At 67.0% G+C, this 16,679-nt stretch carries 17 protein-coding genes; 7 read left to right on the top strand and 10 right to left on the bottom strand.

Going from position 1 to position 16,679, the window contains the following annotated elements; all coding sequences use genetic code 11:
• Positions 1–197 precede the first annotated feature (197 nt).
• On the top strand, positions 198–1,226 hold the full coding sequence (locus A5785_RS06100) for a hypothetical protein (protein ID WP_064865168.1): 1,029 nt from the start codon (positions 198–200) through the stop codon (positions 1,224–1,226).
• Between the two features lie 25 nt (positions 1,227–1,251).
• Here the strand turns inward: A5785_RS06100 and A5785_RS06095 are convergent, their stop codons facing one another.
• Positions 1,252–2,127 (bottom strand): LysR family transcriptional regulator, encoded by an 876-nt coding sequence (locus A5785_RS06095; protein WP_064865164.1) that lies wholly within the window; start codon positions 2,125–2,127, stop codon positions 1,252–1,254.
• A 63-nt stretch (positions 2,128–2,190) separates the two neighbouring features.
• On the opposite strand from A5785_RS06095, the gene A5785_RS06090 reads away from it, so the two are divergent.
• Positions 2,191–3,444 (top strand): MFS transporter, encoded by a 1,254-nt coding sequence (locus A5785_RS06090; RefSeq protein WP_064865160.1) that lies wholly within the window; start codon positions 2,191–2,193, stop codon positions 3,442–3,444.
• Between the two features lie 5 nt (positions 3,445–3,449).
• Here A5785_RS06090 and A5785_RS06085 read toward each other — a convergent pair whose 3' ends face one another.
• Entirely contained in the window at positions 3,450–4,334 is an 885-nt protein-coding gene (locus A5785_RS06085; protein WP_064865157.1) for a LysR family transcriptional regulator, read from the bottom strand.
• A 123-nt stretch (positions 4,335–4,457) separates the two neighbouring features.
• Between A5785_RS06085 and A5785_RS06080 the strand changes: the two genes are divergently transcribed.
• The 3 genes from A5785_RS06080 to A5785_RS06070 all read left to right on the top strand — a co-directional run bounded on the left by A5785_RS06080 (position 4,458) and on the right by A5785_RS06070 (position 8,555).
• Complete coding sequence (locus tag A5785_RS06080) at positions 4,458–5,480, top strand: LLM class flavin-dependent oxidoreductase (RefSeq protein WP_049700516.1); 1,023 nt, start codon at positions 4,458–4,460, stop codon at positions 5,478–5,480.
• A gap of 196 nt (positions 5,481–5,676) precedes the next feature.
• Positions 5,677–6,669 (top strand): EamA family transporter, encoded by a 993-nt coding sequence (locus tag A5785_RS06075; RefSeq protein WP_049700515.1) that lies wholly within the window; start codon positions 5,677–5,679, stop codon positions 6,667–6,669.
• A 206-nt stretch (positions 6,670–6,875) separates the two neighbouring features.
• A complete protein-coding gene (locus tag A5785_RS06070; protein WP_231894110.1) occupies positions 6,876–8,555 on the top strand; it encodes a MinD/ParA family ATP-binding protein in 1,680 nt (559 codons plus the stop codon).
• Position 8,556: 1 nt separating this feature from the next.
• On the opposite strand, the gene A5785_RS06065 is transcribed toward A5785_RS06070, so the two are convergent.
• Together A5785_RS06065 and A5785_RS06060 are read right to left on the bottom strand one after the other, a co-directional pair.
• Positions 8,557–8,985 (bottom strand): DUF732 domain-containing protein, encoded by a 429-nt coding sequence (locus A5785_RS06065; RefSeq protein ID WP_231894118.1) that lies wholly within the window; start codon positions 8,983–8,985, stop codon positions 8,557–8,559.
• 78 nt (positions 8,986–9,063) lie between these two features.
• Positions 9,064–10,122: an alpha/beta hydrolase gene (locus tag A5785_RS06060; protein ID WP_064865148.1), complete on the bottom strand. Its 1,059-nt coding sequence runs from the start codon at positions 10,120–10,122 to the stop codon at positions 9,064–9,066.
• A gap of 285 nt (positions 10,123–10,407) precedes the next feature.
• Here A5785_RS06060 and A5785_RS06055 point away from each other — a divergent pair, with 285 nt between their 5' ends.
• Both A5785_RS06055 and A5785_RS06050 read left to right on the top strand, forming a co-directional pair.
• Positions 10,408–11,733 carry a MurT ligase domain-containing protein gene (locus A5785_RS06055; protein WP_064865145.1) on the top strand — a complete coding sequence of 442 codons (1,326 nt, stop codon included), beginning with the start codon at positions 10,408–10,410 and terminating at the stop codon, positions 11,731–11,733.
• Positions 11,730–12,452: a type 1 glutamine amidotransferase gene (locus tag A5785_RS06050; RefSeq protein ID WP_064865141.1), complete on the top strand. Its 723-nt coding sequence runs from the start codon at positions 11,730–11,732 to the stop codon at positions 12,450–12,452. The genes A5785_RS06055 and A5785_RS06050 overlap by 4 nt, the downstream gene beginning before the upstream one ends.
• Positions 12,453–12,869: 417 nt before the next feature.
• On the opposite strand, the gene A5785_RS06045 is transcribed toward A5785_RS06050, so the two are convergent.
• The 6 genes from A5785_RS06045 to A5785_RS06020 all read right to left on the bottom strand — a co-directional run bounded on the left by A5785_RS06045 (position 12,870) and on the right by A5785_RS06020 (position 16,676).
• Complete coding sequence (locus A5785_RS06045) at positions 12,870–13,595, bottom strand: uracil-DNA glycosylase (RefSeq protein ID WP_064865139.1); 726 nt, start codon at positions 13,593–13,595, stop codon at positions 12,870–12,872.
• Between the two features lie 18 nt (positions 13,596–13,613).
• The gene (locus tag A5785_RS06040) at positions 13,614–14,156 is read right to left on the bottom strand and encodes a uridine kinase family protein (protein ID WP_049700507.1); all 543 of its coding nucleotides are present in this window, start codon (positions 14,154–14,156) and stop codon (positions 13,614–13,616) included.
• A 5-nt stretch (positions 14,157–14,161) separates the two neighbouring features.
• Entirely contained in the window at positions 14,162–14,773 is a 612-nt protein-coding gene (recR, locus tag A5785_RS06035) for a recombination mediator RecR (protein WP_005208030.1), read from the bottom strand.
• Positions 14,774–14,779: 6 nt separating this feature from the next.
• Positions 14,780–15,148 (bottom strand): YbaB/EbfC family nucleoid-associated protein, encoded by a 369-nt coding sequence (locus A5785_RS06030; RefSeq protein WP_064863322.1) that lies wholly within the window; start codon positions 15,146–15,148, stop codon positions 14,780–14,782.
• A 23-nt stretch (positions 15,149–15,171) separates the two neighbouring features.
• Entirely contained in the window at positions 15,172–15,543 is a 372-nt protein-coding gene (locus A5785_RS06025; protein ID WP_064865181.1) for a hypothetical protein, read from the bottom strand.
• Between the two features lie 152 nt (positions 15,544–15,695).
• Positions 15,696–16,676, bottom strand: coding sequence for a pseudouridine synthase (locus A5785_RS06020; RefSeq protein WP_064865136.1), 981 nt, complete (start codon positions 16,674–16,676; stop codon positions 15,696–15,698).
• Between the last annotated feature and the right edge of the window lie 3 nt (positions 16,677–16,679).

Genomic DNA, 16,679 nt, shown 5'->3' with positions numbered 1-16,679 from the left:
GTCTGGGAGGCAGTGCAATTGGCCTCTCGGCGGGTGTCCGAACGGATCTGACCCCGGGGGGCCGCTTCCCGCTCACCGATTTCCTTGCGGCTTATTGAATTCAATAAGCGCGAGGGAAATGGGTGAGCGGGAAGGTCGACGTCGATCTGAATCGGTGCGGAGTGGAACCGCGCGGCCCGGCGCGGCGTCGAAGCTGCATGACGGATTCGGCGCTCCCCTCCACTCTCGGTCTCCCCGGCTACCCGCTCGATGAGTTCGGCCTGATCCGACGCGGCACCGCAAAGACAGCGGCATTCAGCGACAATGAGCTCTGCGCCGCAGTCGATCGTGGCCAGCTGATCAGGCTGGTACCCGGTGTATTGGTCCCGCGCACAGCCCAATTCGACGGCCATGCGGGCGCGCAGGCGTTGCACCGGCTCACCTCGATCGCAGTCGTCACGTCGGAGTTGAGCGGCGACACGCCGCATGTACTCAGCCATGCGTCGGCGGCGACGATGCACGGGCTGCGCATGCTCAAACCGAATCTCTCGCACGTGCACATGACGACCGGCCGCGCATCGGGGGGTTCGATTCGCAGCCTGCGCCCCCTGCACGGGGCGCCGCTCAGCGACGACGAGGTCACCGAGGTCGACGGCATCCGGGTCACGTCTATCGAGCGGACAGCGGTCGACGTCGCGTCGAGCGGCGACTTCGCGCAGGCACTGACCGTCCTCGAGGCGGCTCTGGCATTGGGCGCCGACCGGGCGAAGATGTCGGAGATCCTGGGCTCTCGACGTCGACGCGGTGCGCAACACGCTCGGCGGGCACTTCCCCTCGCGAACGGTCTCTCCCAGAGCGTCGGCGAATCATGGAGCAGTGCGCAGATGTACGAGGCGGACCTACCCGTTCCGCGTCAGCAGCACCGCTTCGTCTGCCCGTCCGGCACGTACGAGACGGACTTCGATTGGGACGGCAAACTGATCGGCGAGTTCGACGGTCTGGCCAAGTACGGCCGTCTGCTCCGCGAGGGCGAGTCGCCCGAGGACGCGGTGGTCCGCGAGGACGAACTCCGCGGCCTCGACACCATGGTGGTCCGCTGGATCTGGGCCACCCTCGAGCGACGTCTGCTCGCCGACCTTCTGCGCCCGTGGCTCGTCACCTACGAGATCATCCCGCCCCACCACGGTTCGCGCTCACCGGCTTACTTCCCGCTTATTGATTTCAATAAGCGGGAGGGAAACGGGTGAGCGGGAGCCCGCACGGCAGCGCGATTCATCCGTCGGACGTGCTCCCCGCGAGCACGAAGTCCCGAAAGCGCGACGCGACGTCGCTCAGTGGCCGACCGCGAAACCACGTCAGCCCGATCTCGCGCGTTTCACCCGCGAGTGGGATGAGTTCGACGCCGGGATGGCGCGCCGACTCCTCGACCGGCACCAGTCCGACGCCGAGCCCCGCGGCGACGAGGCCGGACACCGTCGCGAGCTCCGACGATTCGAAGGCGATCGTCGGCGTGAGATCGTGTGCGGCGCAGATCTCGTCGAAGATCCGCCGCATGCCGTAGCCGTGCTGCATCACGATGAACTCCTCGTCTGCGGCCTCAGCGATACCTATGGTCTCCCGGCCCGAGAAGCGGTGATCGCGGGGTACCACGAGCGCGAGTTCTTGTTCGGCGACGCGCGCCCAGGCCATGTCGGTGCGCATAGGGCGGGGGGCGACGATCGCGAGGTCGGCGTCGCCGTCGACCACATGCCCGACGACGGTCGCCGCCGCATCTTGGGTCAGCGTGAAACGTGCCGATGGGTTCTCCACCCGGAACCGGCTGATGAGGTCGGGCACCAACCCCAGTCCGAACGAATGCAGGAACGCCAACCGCACCGCACCGCGGGCTGGAGCGCGCATCTCCTCGATCTCCCGACGTCCGGCTTCCAACTGCGACGCCGCGCGACGCGCCCTGTCGAGGTAGGCGCGTCCGAACCGGTTCAGCACGAGGCGTCGACCATCGCGGTCGAAGAGCGGCACGCCGAGGTCGCGTTCCAGACGACCCAGGAAGCGCGAGAGCGTCGGCTGCGACGAATGGACCCGGTCGGCGGCCGCGGTCAGGTTCTCTGCCTCGGCGATGGCGATGAACCACCGCAGGTCGTCGTACATCTGGCCATTCTAGCTGTGGTTATTCATTACTGAATGACTCAGTGGTCAAACATTCATTTCCTAATGACCACTGCGCGGCTCAGACTCGATGGAGTGACAGCAACCGTCCTCCCCGCGACCCCCGACCGCGCGCCCGTCAAACACTCCCCCGGCTCGCCCGGATACCGACGTGCCACACTCTCGCTGTTCGCCGCCGGGATGACGACGTTCATGGCGCTGTACTACGTGCAGGGCCTGCTGCCGCAACTCTCGTCGCACTTCGACGTCTCGCCGACGACGTCGGCTCTGGCCGTCTCGCTCACGACCGGCCTGCTCGCAGTTGCGATCATCCCGGCCAGCGCGCTGTCGGAGCGTTATGGCCGGGTGCGACTCATGGTCGGGTCCGCAGTTGCCGCCTCGGTCATCGGACTCCTGCTTCCGTGGGCGCCGTCGATCGAGTTACTCCTGGCCGGCCGCGCCCTGCAGGGACTGCTGTGCGCCGGAGTGCCCGCCGTCGCCATGGCGTATCTGGCCGAAGAAGTCGACGGCATGTCGCTCGGCGGTGCGATGGGGCGCTACGTCGCGGGCACTACGATCGGCGGTCTCGTCGGACGGCTCATTCCGGGTTTTGCTGTCGACTTTGTGTCCTGGCAGTGGGCACTCGAGATCGCCGCGCTGGTGTCTCTTGCATTCGCGATTGCGTTCTGGCGCATGGTGCCCGGCTCACAGTTCTTCACTCCACAGCCAGTCTCGCTGCGCACGACCGGGCGCAATCTGGTTGCGCACCTTCGTGATCCGGGTCTGCTGTCGCTCTTCGCCCTGGCCTTCGTGCTGATGGGCGGCTTTGTCACCGTCTACAACTTCATCGGATATCGGCTTCTGGGTGGACCTTTCGGACTGCCGGCGGGAATCGTCGCGGCAATCTTCTTCATGTATCTGGCGGGTACGGTGTCGTCGGCGTGGGGCGGCAGACTGGCCGACCGGCTCGGTCGACGCCGGGTACTCGTGACTGCGACGTCGATCATGCTTGTGGGATTGTTGATCACGATTCCGGATCATCTGTGGTCGGTGATCGTCGGGCTATTCCTGTTCACCGCAGGGTTTTTCGCCGCGCACTCGGTGGCAAGCGGTTGGGTGTCCGCACGGGCGACCGAGCATCGCGCCGAGGCGTCGTCGCTGTATCTCTTCCACTACTACCTCGGCAGCTCCGTGGTCGGTGCGCTCGGCGGCCTGATGTACTCGGCATTCGGCTGGGCGGGGGTCGCGGTGTACGTCGGAACGCTCACCGCCGCAGGGGTTCTGCTCGCGGCGCTTCCGCGCCGTCGACGTTCGGCGTAATGCGCTCAGGCGCCGTACCGAGCAGCCGCGGCAGCGAGGGCGTCGACCACCGAAGTCACCGCGCGACGCGGTCGCGGCCTGGTCAGCGCCTCGTACACGCGCGCCGCCCGAACACCCTGCAATTCAAGTGGTTTCACTCCGGGATGGCGTGATGCGTGACGCGGCATCAAGGCGATTCCCTGACCAGCCGCGACGAGTGCCTCGATGGTCGTGAAGTCGAGCATTCGCTGCGTGACTCTCGGCGCAACGCCTGTGATGGCCGAGATCGACAGCAGCACATCGTCGACGGGAAAGCCGCCCTCGACGCTGATCCAGTCATGGTCTGCAAGCTCGGTGACCGCGACCGAATCACGCTCTGCAAGAGACGAGTTGCGCGATACGACGACGTCGAGCGGCTCGCGCATCAACTCGGTGACGCGCACACGCGGCGAACTGACAGGTGGCGTGCGCTCGTCTCGGTGTGTCACCACGACGTCGAAGTCGGCGAGAGCGGGCGGAGCGTCGGGGTAGCCGACGTCGAGGTGCGACGCGTCGATCTCGATCGCATCGGAGGCCGCACGGTCGAGGACGGTCGGCAAGAGGAGTGTCGCGCCAGAGGGGAACATCGCGAGCCGGACCCGCGATCGACCCGAGCGGTACGCGGCCATCTCCTCCTGTGCTCGCTCGACCGCAGCGATCACCTCGTCGGCGCGCAGCACGAGAGCCTGCCCCGCCGAAGTCAGTCGCACCCGCCGACCATCGGCCTCGAGCAACTCGACGCCCGCCTCCTTGGTGAGCACCTTGAACTGCTGCGAGACGGCCGACGGCGTCATGTGCATCGCGTCGGCGACCGCCCCAACGGAACCGCGGTCGGCGAACTCCCTCAGCAGCCGCAGGCGCTTGACGTCCATGAAGCGATGCTACGACGACGCTTGGTCATGCGGCCTTGATGCTTAACGATTCCGCGACACGTAGCACCTCTGTTTCTGGCGTCCGTCACGGAATAAATGGACCACGGTCCGGTTATATCTGACATGACCAAGAAAATCGGCTTCCTGTCCTTTGGACACTGGTCGGCGTCTCCGGGTTCGCAAGCCCAGACGGCGTCAGATGTCTTGCATCAATCCATCGACCTCGCCGTTGCCGCCGAAGAGCTCGGCGCAGACGGCGCGTACTTCCGCGTGCACCACTTCGCACGCCAGCTCGGCTCACCATTTCCGCTGCTCGCAGCGGTTGGCGCAAAGACCAACAGCATCGAGATCGGCACCGGCGTGATCGACATGCGCTACGAAAATCCCATGTACATGGCCGAGGACGCGGGCGCAGCCGACCTCATCTCCGACGGTCGACTCCAACTCGGCATCAGCAGGGGATCCCCCGAGCAGGTGATCGACGGGTACAAGTACTTCGGGTACGTCCCGGCCGAGGGTGAAACCGACGCCGACATGGCACGCCAGCACACCGACGTCTTCCTCAAGGTGATCGAGGGCGCGGAGTTCGCACAGCCGAACCCGCGGCCGATGTTCCCCCACCCGCCGGGCATGCTTCGCATCGAGCCCTACTCCGAGGGTCTGCGCGACCGCATCTGGTGGGGCGCGGGCAGCCGGGCCACCGCAAAGTGGACGGCCGAGAAGGGCATGAACCTCATGAGTTCGACGCTGCTGACCGAGGACACGGGCATCCCGTTCCACAAGTTGCAGGCCGAGCAGATCGAGCGCTTCCGCGACGCGTGGGAGAAGGCCGGCCACACTCGCGAGCCACGAGTTTCAGTGAGCCGCAGCATCTTCCCGCTGACCACCGACATGGACCGCGCCTACTTCGGACGTGATCGCAACGACCAGGATCAGGTCGGTCACCTCGAAGGCGGACTGGCACGGTTCGGACGTAGCTACGCCGCAGAGCCCGACAAGCTCATCGAGGAGCTGCGCGAAGACGAGGCCATCGCGGCCGCCGACACGCTGCTGCTGACGATCCCCAACCAGCTCGGCGTCGAATACAACGCCCACGTGATGGAGTCGATCCTCAACGACGTCGCTCCCGCACTCGGCTGGCGGTAACGCTCCGCTGGCGGCAATACGCCTCTGACCCAACGCCGACGGCACCGACTTCCGGTGCCGTCGGCGTTTTGCGTTGTGGGCTGCGATCCTTCGACGCCGTCAGCGCGCCGGCGCGGCGATTTTATGAAGCTGTCCTACATCTTTAGTGCACTTTATTTCGATTGTGCTTCACTCCCGAAGCCTCGAACATGAGTACATGACAACGCGCGACCGCATGCTGGCACTCACCGTCGTCGTGCTGTGGGGTTTGAACTTCATCGCGATTCGCCTGGGCCTCAACCACTTCCCTCCGTTCTTCTTCGCCGCACTCCGGTTCGCGGGCATGGCCGTGCCGGTGGTGCTGTTCGTGCGGTTCCCGCGAATGCAGATCAAATGGTTTCTGTTGTACGCGTTCGGATTCGGCGTCGGACAGTTCGCATTCCTTTTTCTCGCGATGAACATCGGAATGCCGACAGGCCTCGCGTCGCTGGTGCTGCAGACGTCGGCCCCGTTCACGGTGCTGCTCGGCGTCGTGTTCTTGCGGGAGCGACTCGTGCCGGCGCAGGTGGTCGGAATCGCAGTCGCAGTTGGCGGAATCGTTCTGATCGGAGTCGACCGCGCGGGCCACAGTTCGCTCGGAGTCGGCATCGTCGTTCCGATCCTTCTCACCGTTCTGGCGGGACTGTCCTGGGCATTCGGCAACATCGGAAACCGCCTCGCGTTGCCGCCGAACTCCGGTGATGCGCTGCGGATGACGCTGTGGATGTCGGTGGTGCCGCCGATCCCGCTGTATTTGCTGAGTCTCGCTGTCGATGGACCATCCGCGGGCTTCCACGCCATGGCCACACTCGGCTCCACGTCAGGTCTCATCGCGCTGGCTGGGCTGGCATATGTGGTGCTGCTCGGGACCATCGCCGGGTCAGGTCTGTGGACGTCGCTGATGCAGCGCTACCCGGCCAGCCGAGTCGCGCCGATGTCGCTGCTGGTTCCCGTCGTGGGGATCACCGCAGCGTGGCTCTTCCTCGGCGAGCAACCTACCTACGTCGAGATCGGCGGAGCCGCGCTGGTCATCGCCGGATGCGCGGCAGGAGCGCTCGCCGCCCCACGATCACGCGCCCACACCACACCCCCTCCCGTTTTCAGTCATTCCCACGGCGACTCCGCCGCAAAAGACCAGGTCGGAGTAGGCAGCGCCGCCGAAAATGACTGAAAACGGGGCGCGGCAACTAGCTCCCCATCCGAAAGCTCCGGCGCGATCGATACGTTGCCATCGATAGCCGCCCCGCTGCACATGGCGTCGTCGCAGGACGTCGTCACGACCGCAACTGTTAGACGCCCTAGTATTCAGTGGTCGAACCAGCATCAGGGGGTGGGCGATGAGCCCGCCGAGGGACGCACGAGGGGATGATCAACGAGATGTCGCACGCCGAAGGCTCACAGCCGTCATCGTGGCCGAAGTCCGATAGCCACGAAGACGACGAAAGCCGTCTCGACGCGCCGGTCGGTGCGGGTCAGCATCCGTCAGACGCTCCCCAACCGCCGCAAGCGCAGTTCGCGCCACCCGCCGCGCAGGTCAACTGGTACACGGGCCGCTCGGGCGAGACGCCACAGACGCCAGCACCGCCGGTCGCGCAGTACCTCCCGCCCGATCAGCATTTCGAACCACAGCAGCCGAGCCCCGCACCAGCCGCTCCCAACCCGACTGCGCCCGGCACGTCCTACCCGAATGCGCCTGCACAGCAGCCCACTCCCCCGTGGCCCCACCATCCCGAGCCCGGTCAGTACGGCGGCCTCTACGTGGGTGGCGCGCAACAGCCGGGAATGCACCCGGGTGCTCAATTCCCCGGAGGGCCCGGTGCCGGCAATCCGAATCAACAGGCAGCGATACCGTTTTCGGCGCGCGGAACCGGATGGCGTCGTGCACTGAGTACCGTGTCGGGCGGTCTGATCAATCTGGGCCAAAGCAAGTCGCAGCAACAACTCGACGAAATGGTCGCACGCATCCGTCGGCCGATGGCCGGCGATTTCCGCCTGGCGGTGCTCTCCCTCAAGGGTGGCGTCGGAAAGACCACGACCACAATCGGTCTCGGGTCGGCGTTCGCGTCGCTGCGCGGCGACCGGGTGATCGCGGTCGATGCGAATCCCGACTTCGGGACGCTCGGCCGACGTGTCCCGCAGCAAACCGGTTCGACTGTGCGCTCACTACTGAACGATCCGAACGTCACCCGATACGGCGACGTTCGGCGCCATACGTCGCAGTCCGCGAGCCGTCTGGAAGTGCTTGCATCCGAACGTGATCCGGCAGTATCGGAATCTTTCAGCGCCGACGACTACCTCGACGTCATCGGAATTCTGGAGAACTACTACAACATCATCATGACCGACTGCGGTACCGGTCTGTTGCACTCGGCGATGGAGGGGGTCCTGAGTTCGGCGACCGCTATCGTCCTGGTCACGTCACCGGCCGTCGACGGTGCCGAAAGTGCCGCAGCGACACTCGATTGGCTCAACGCTCACGGCTATCAGCGACTCGTCCAGCAAGCTGTCGTGGTGATCTCTGCGTCGAAGCCGGGAGGTGCGCCGATCGATCTGGACATGCTGACGCAGCGCTTCCTCGGCCGCACGCGGGCGGTGCAGATCATCCCGTTCGACGACCATCTCGCGACCGGTGCGCAGATCGACCTCGACCAGATGAATCGCGACACCCGCAATGCGTTCCTTGAACTCGCTGCGACAGTGTCTGATTCGTTCAACCCGGGCATGCCTCCCGCTGGTGCCGGAATCCCGGGATTCCAAGGACCGCCGCCCGGATATCAAGCACCTCCGCCCGGATACCAAGCACCTCCACCCGGCTACCAGGCGCCTCCTGCCGGGTATCAAGCACCTCCACCCGGATTCCAAGGAACACCGCCCGGCTATCAAGCGCCTCCTGCCGGGTATCAGGGTCCCCCGCCTGGATACCAGCCTCCGGCGGGCGCACAGGGGTATCCGACCGGGGAGTCCACCACCCCGCCGCAGCCGTATCCGGCTGCGGCGCAGAGTCATTACGAGCCGGCACCACCGGGATCGATCCCGCAGGCCGACGAACGCTTCTGAGTCAGCTCTCCGACTGGACGCCGCTGAGCTTTCCGAGCTGATCGGGGCAATAGGTCTGTGCCGCGAGGCCGACGACCTGGCCGGACTCGGCGTCGTCGAGTCCGTTGCCCACCTTGCGTATGGCGTCGAGGAGACCGTCGCCCGCCTTCAGATTCGCGCACACCTGCTTGCCCGCTGCAACCGCGGCGGCGTCGTCGGCGAAGCGCACGTTGAGCTGCTTCAGCCCCGCGAGGTAGAGCTGATCACCTTGCAGCGGTGACGCTTTCGCGGCGTCGGGAGTCGAGGAGCTCGGCGGCGTCGAATCGCTCTCGCCTCCGCCGCATCCCGCGAGTCCGACGACCACCGCGGCCGCCGCAGGGATCAGCATTGCCCTGATCCCCGTCGTCCTGATCCCCGTTGCCCCGATCACCGAGCGTCCACTTTTCGGCATCCTCACGCCACATCCCCCATGTAAAAACAGCTGAACTCGCCCCGAACCGTCGACCACTCTACTGATGCACGGTCCGCGTCAGCGCAGGGCGTCGGAAGCCACGGCGGTGAACCGCGAGATCGCTTGATCTGCAACAGAACTGAACGCAGCCATGTTGGCGAACCCGTGGATCAGCGCCCCCTCGCGCTGCAGCGTGACGGGCACCCCCGCGGCACCGAGAGCGTCGGCGTATGCGATGCCCTCGTCGCGCAGAGGATCGAATCCAGCAACTACCACGTGTGCAGGCGGTAGTCCTGAAAGGTCTTGTGCCAGTAGCGGAGAGACGCGTGGATCGGCTCGCTGGGCAGGATCGGGCACGTAGATGTCTGTGAAGTCAGCGATGCGCTCGGCGGTCAAGAAGTAGCCCTTCGAGAACTCGCGGGTTGAGCCGTATTCGCCGACGGAATCGGTCTTCGGGTAGAGCAAGAGTTGCAGGAGCGGCGTCACCTGCTCGCCACGAACTTGCTGCGCGATGACCGCCGCGAGGTTGCCGCCTGCGCTGTCGCCCGCCACGACGATCCGGTCGCTGGGGATACCCCAGCCCGGGGCGGCGGCGACCACACCGCGCCAGGCGGCGAGAGCGTCGTCGACCGCTGCGGGGAAGGGATTCTCCGGCGCGAGCCGATACTCGACCGAGACGACGTCGGCGCCGGTGTCGAGGGCGAGCCTGCGCGCCAGCGGGTCGTGACTCCTGCGACTGCCCGTGGTGAACCCTCCGCCGTGGAAGAACAGGATCAACCCGCGGCTCTCGACACCCGCGCGGTAGCGCGTCACCGGGATCGGGCCTGCCGGGCCGTCGAACTCCAAATCCTCCTCGACTGCAAGCACCGGGAGTTTTTCTGCGGTGAGCGCGGCGACCCGCGCCAAACCGCTGCGCGCCCTGCCGATCGTCGGGCCTCCCATGTCGGCATCCGGGAGGACTGCGGTGGCCACCGCCGCGGCCAGCATCTCGACGCTGACGTGGTCGCCGTCTGCGTTGACCGGACACCATCGCGACACTGCACCGAACACCTGCGGTGGTACGTGGCCGATGACTCGCAACAGCGAGCGAACGGGTCGTAGCGGCGGGGACAGCGTGGGATTGGAGGCGCGACTCACGGCCGCGAGACTACCCGCACGAGGGCGTGGTCTCGACAAGCTCAACCAGCGAAGAGACAGCTCAACCAGCGGGGGTGGTCTCGACAAGCTCGACCAGCGAGGGGGCGGCTCGACCAGCCGGGGGTGGTCTCGACAAGCCCGACCAGCGGGGGGCGGCTCGGCCAGTGGGGGTGGTCTCGACAAGCTCGACCAGCGAAGGGCAGCTCGACCAGCGCGATGCGGCCCGACCAGCGCGGGCGCTGCGCCCCGACGGCACGGCGTGGGGCGCTGTGAAAGACTCTCCCCATGCCCGACCGCGTCCCCGCTCCGGGTGGCTCGACCACCCGTGTCCCCCTTCGTACGTCGCTAGCCCTCGGAGCTGCGTCGGCTGCCCGCTGGGCGTCGCGCACCGCGGGGCGTGGCAAGGGATCGATGATCGGCGGCCTGGTCGCCGAAAAGATCGACCCGAACATCATGGGGCGTCTCGCCGCCGGAAAACGGACCGCGCTGATCACCGGGACGAACGGAAAGTCGACGACCACACGCATGACCGCCGCGGCCCTGGCCGAACTCGGCGAGGTCGCCACCCAGGCCGACGGCGCCAACATGGACGCGGGCATCATCGCGACGCTCAGCTTGCAGCGGACGGCGCCCGTCGCCGCACTCGAGGTCGACGAGTTGCACGTTCCGCACGTGAGCGACGCCGTCGACCCCGAGGTCGTGGTGATGCTCAACCTCTCACGCGACCAGCTCGACCGCGTCGGAGAGATCAACATGATCGAACGACGGCTCCGCGAAGGCCTGGCACGCCACCCCGATACGACGGTGATCGCCAACTGCGACGACGTCCTGATCACCTCTGCCGCGTTCGACGCTCCGAAGATCGTCTGGGTGGCTGCGGGCGCGAGCTGGGTCGGCGACTCGGTGAGCTGCCCGCGCACCGGCGAGCCGATCGCGCGCACCTCCGGCGACCCCACCGACCCGTCGATTCAGAGCGGCGTCGACTGGTATTCGACGGGCGATCCGACGTTCCGCCGCCCGACACCCCAGTGGTGGGTCGACGACGAAAAGATCTATGGCCCTGACGGATTCGAGGCCCCGATGACGCTGAGCGTGCCCGGCCGCGCCAACCGTGGCAACGCCGCGCAGGCCGTGGCCGCTGCCGTCGCGATGGGTGCCGATCCCGCGAAGGCCGTTGCCGCCGTCAGCACCGTCGGCGAGGTGGCCGGACGCTACGGCATCCACCAGGTGGGCAACCATTCCGTGCGCACGCTGCTCGCCAAGAATCCCGCGGGTTGGCAGGAAGCGCTCTCGATGATCGATCAGGACGCCGACGGCCTTGTCATTGCGGTCAACGGTCAGGTCCCCGACGGCGAGGATCTCTCCTGGCTGTGGGACGTGCGCTTCGAGGCGTTCGAGACGATGCAGGTGGTCGCGGCCGGCGAACGCGCCGCCGACCTGTCGGTCCGACTGCTCTACGCGGGCGCAGAGCACACCACCATCCCCGACACCATGAAAGCCATCGCCTCGTGCCCGCCCGGACGCGTCGAGGTGTTGGCCAATTACACGGCGTTCCGCGACCTCGGCGTCGCAATCGAACGCGCCGAGCGCGCACGGAAGGGACAGCAATGAGTACGTCGACTCTGCGCATCGGCCTCGTCCTGCCCGACGTCATGGGCACCTACGGCGACGGCGGCAACGCATTGATCCTGCGTCAGCGGGCGCGCATGCGCGGGGTCGACGCCGAGATCGTGCAGATCACCCTCGACGACGAGGTGCCCGACTCGCTCGACGTCTACACCCTCGGCGGCGCTGAAGACTATGCGCAGCGGCTGGCCACGCGGCACCTCACGCGGTACCCGGGTCTGCAGCGGGCCGCCGCCGCCGGACGTCCCGTGCTCGCCATCTGCGCCGCGATCCAGGTGCTCGGCCACTGGTACGAGACGTCGGCAGGCGAACGCGTCGACGGCATCTCGCTCTTCGACCTGACCACGTCGCCGCAGGCCACACGCAGTATCGGCGAGGTGGTCACCGACCCGGTGATGCCCGAACTGACCGATCAACTCACCGGATTCGAGAACCACCGCGGGGGTACAACGCTGGGGTCCGACGCCGCGCCGCTCGCGAAGGTCCGCCACGGCGTCGGCAACGGTGTCGGCGACGGGACCGAGGGCGTCGTGCAGGGCTCGGTGCTCGGGACGTACATGCACGGTCCGGCGCTGGCAAGGAACCCGCAGCTCGCCGACCTGCTCTTGGCACGCGCGATGGGCGTCGACTCGCTGGCACCGCTGGACCTGCCCGAAGTGGACCGGCTGCGCCGCGAACGGCTCGCCGCCGGGCGTCGAGGCTGAGCTCCCGGCCGCTTCCTCCGCTGGTCGAGCGCTACCCCGCTGGTCGAGCCTGTCGAGACCACCGCCTGCCGAGCGCCTACCCCGCTGGTCGAGCTTGTCGAGACCACCCGCCGGCCGAGCGCTACTCCGCTGGTCGAGCCTGTCGAGACCACGCCCGGCGGAAGCGCGGGCACTTCTCCGGCCCGCAGATGGCGCAATCGGTGCCCGATCGGAAGTGTTCGTGGGCTGCGCGGGGATGGCCGCAGCGGCACGTCGAGTCGGGATCGCGACCTGCGAGCCGTCGCATCTTCTCGCTCATGGACGCCGTCACTTCCGTTCTGCTGCACACCGCTTCGACGCGGACACCGTTGTTGACGCCGATCGTATCCACTCGGCCATAGGCTCCGATACAAAGGCTCACCTCAGCGGCTCGATCAGTCACGCGCTCGCGTCGTCGACAACGGGCAACCCCGCGTGGCGGCCCGCGGCGCGTAGTACCTCGCGCAGCATGGCGGGCGTCAGGCGTCCGGTGAACGTATTGTGTTGGCTCACATGATAACTCGCGAACAAGGTGAGTTCGCGGTCGCCGCGTCGAATCACGGTCTGCGCACCGTGCCCGAACTTCGGTCGGGGTCGCGAAACCTCCCACCCGAGACCTGCGAACCCGGTCAGCGCCGCCTGCCAACCGAATGCGCCAAGTACGAAAACCGATCGCAAAGTCTGTGCGAGAAGGTCGATTTCGTTGTGTAGCCAGTGCGCGCACTGGTCGCGCTCAGCCGGAGTCGGCTTGTTCTGCGGTGGCGCGCAGTGGACGGGCGCGGTGATCCGCACGCCGGTCAGTTCCAGGCCGTCGTCGATCGAGACCGCAGTGGGTTTGTTGGCCAGCCCGACGTCGTAGAGCGCGCGGTAGAGCACGTCGCCGCTCTGGTCGCCGGTGAACATTCGGCCGGTCCGATTGGCGCCGTGCGCCGCGGGCGCCAGTCCGAGGATGAGCATGGCGGCGTCGGCCGGACCGAAGCCGGGAATCGGCTTGCCCCAATAGGTTTGGTCGGCGAAGGCTGCACGCTTCTCCCTGGCGACCTGTTCCCGCCACGCGACGAGCCGCGGGCACGCGCGGCATTGGATCAGCGCCGCGTCGAGTGTCGCGATGCTGCGGTAGGCCATGAGCTCACGGTACGCGGGTCAGTCCAACACCCGGCACCGCTCGCGCGTGCGGTCGACGGCGAACCAGCCGCGCTCGAACTGCTGCCACTTCTCGAGGTGAGGCCGGGATGCCTCGCCGTCGCGCGCAATAGCGCGTTCGAGTCGCTCATCGGGAGCGCCGCCATCGAGCCACAGCGAGTACGTCAAGCGGTCGGCGATACGACGCCGCGCCGCCGACACCCCTTCGATGATCAGCAGGGGCTCCCAGCGATACCAGACCCTTTTGCCGACGCGTGGCTCACCGTCAACCCACTCCCGTGGGCGATATCGGTAGTCGCGACGTCGGACAAAGGCATGCAGCACATCGGATTCCATCTCCGGCCACCACGCCACGGGGTCGTCCCAGGTGGCGAAATCGTCGGTGCGGACGAGCACGACGCCGGTGCCGCGAGCGCGTAACTTCTCGACGAGCGCGTCGGCCACGGTGGTCTTTCCCGATCCGGATGGCCCGTCGATGGCGACGATGCCTGACACCATTTCCGCGGCGAGTTCGTCGAGCTGGATATCGAGTTCAGGTGTCATGGCGGTCAGGCCAGCACCCGCCGCCCCGACAGCGCCCGGCCGAGTGTGAGTTCGTCGGCGAATTCAAGGTCGCCACCCATCGGCAGGCCCGACGCCAGGCGAGTCACCGACAGCCCCGGGAAGTCCTTGAGCATGCGCAGGAGGTAGGTCGCGGTGGCCTCGCCCTCCGTGTTGGGGTCGGTCGCGACGATGATCTCGCTGACGTCGACCCCGTCGGGCTGATTGGCGAGGCGTCGAAGCAGTTCGCGGATGCGCAGTTGGTCCGGCCCGATCCCCGACAGCGGATCGAGCGCACCGCCGAGCACGTGATAGCGACCGTGGAACTCCTTGGTCCGCTCGATCGCGTGGACATCCTTGGGCTCCTCTACGACGCAGATCTTGGTGGCGTCGCGGCGCGCGTCGGAACAGATGCGGCAGAGCCGATCCGCGGAGACATTGCCGCACTCCGCGCAGAAGGTGACATCGTCGCGGACGTGGCCGAGGGCAGCGATGAGTCGGTCGATGTCTGACTTCTCACCGGCGAGCAGGTGGAAGGCGATGCGCTGCGCACCCTTGGGGCCGAGCCCTGGCTGTTTGGCCAGCTCGTCGATCAGATCCTGGATGGGGCCCTCGTACATGAAGTGTCAGCCGAGGCCGGGAAGTCCGCCGCCGAGTCCGCCTGCGAGCGGTCCCATCTTTTGGCTGGTCAGCTCGTCGCGCTTGGACGCGAGATCCGACAGTGCGCCGAGGACCAGATCCTGCAGCGTCTCGACGTCGTCTGCGTCGACGACCTTGGGATCGATGGTCACCGCGGTGACCTCGCCGGTACCGGTTCCGGTCACGGTGACCAGCCCGTTGCCGGCCGAACCGGTGACCTCGGTTGCCGCGATCTCCTCCTGCGCCGCGAGCAACTTCTCCTGCATCTGCTGCGCCTGAGCGAGCAGGCCCGCCATCGGATTCTCGCCGCCGTCACCGCCGCCGAACAGGGAACTGGGGTCAAAAGGTTGAGTCACGTTCACCAGGGTAGTCGGTGCGCTCACCGCAGCAGTCGCTCGACATGCTCGATGATCTCGTCGACGCTCTCGTCACCGACCGGCGTGATCTGGAAGGAGAGCACGTTGTCGCCGAAAAGCCTGCCCGCCTTCGGGGTGAGCGCGAACTCGATCCGGTCGTCGTCGACGCGACGCCACTCGACCACCCCGCCGTAGACGGGCGCACTGGCTCCGGTGGTGACGCAATAGCCTTCGCGGCCGGAGCCTGCACCTCCAGGGCCCACACGGCCACCCGTTTCGGCGTCGACGACCAGGTCGCGCTGAATCTGGAAGCAGCCCATCGATTCGTCGTCGATGAAGACGACGGCCTCGCACCCGAGATCGGGGTGTCGCTCGTAGGAGGCGTGGATGGTCACGAATGTCAGCCTAGCGACGCATTCGCGGCTGATCGAGCCCATGCCCGGGCCCGCAACGGCCACCACTACGTACACAACTCGTACCTGAGCGAGGGGCCGCGACAATAATTTCGATGGTCCTCCGCTGACGACACGATTGTGTACGCACTCGCTCACTCGCCCCGGACGGGCGACTGTTCCGGGTGCCGACCGCTGACGAATCTGCGCGATTCGCCGGTCAGCGGGTCGTCGAACTCCAGGCTGTGCGCGAGTAGGCGCAAAGGTCGGGTGAAGTCGCCTCGATCGGGCAGTTCGGCGAGGTCGGGGCGTACGTCGGGGTACAGCGGATCGTCGACGATGGGCACCCCGAGCAACGCCATGTGCAGGCGGAGTTGGTGGGTGCGTCCGGTGTGCGGGCGCAGACGGTAGAGGCCGTGACCAGACCCGGCATCCTCGAGCAGAGTGATCTCGCTGACCGCGTTGACCTCGCCGTCGACGACCAGAGCCCGCAGGTCACCAGCGGTTTTCTCGATGCGGTTGCGCACGGTTGCAGGGGTACACAGCGCATCGTCGAGCGGTGCCAGCGCACGGTATTCCTTGCGCGCGAGACGTCGGGCGAACAGATCTTGATACGCCGCGCGCACCTGCGGGCGGGCCGTGAACAACAGCACCCCGGACGTCAGGCGGTCGAGCCGGTGAGCTGGCGCGAGCGCGTCGTTGCCGAGTTCACGCCGCAGCCGCACCAAAGCGGTCTGGGTGACGTGCCGCCCGCGCGGCATGGTCGCGAGGAACGGCGGTTTGTCGACGACGACGATGTTCTCGTCGCGGTACAGGATCGGCAGCTCGAATGGGATCTCGATCTCGTCGGGCAGATCCCGATACAGGTAGTACGACGTATTGGCACGGGCGGGAGCGTCGAGGTCGGCGCGATTGCCATCTGCGTCGACCACTTCACCGGCGGCAGTCCGCTCGCGCAGGCCGTCGACGGTCAGGTCGGCCAGCGACGGGCTGGCCAGCAGCGACTCCCCGACGGTCCGCTCCTCGCCGTGGCGCACCACGACGCGCGTCGCGTCGACCCCGTCGCGCACCGGCAGCGGCGAGGGCCGGGCGCGACCGCGACGTCGTGGCGTCCGGGCGTCGTCCTGCGGACTCATCGT

Source organism: Gordonia sp. 852002-50395_SCH5434458 (assembly GCF_001665905.1).
Classification (GTDB): Bacteria; Actinomycetota; Actinomycetes; order Mycobacteriales; family Mycobacteriaceae; genus Gordonia; species Gordonia jacobaea.
The sequence above is the reverse complement of the archived record's forward strand: the minus strand, read 5'-3'. Positions and strand labels throughout refer to the sequence as shown.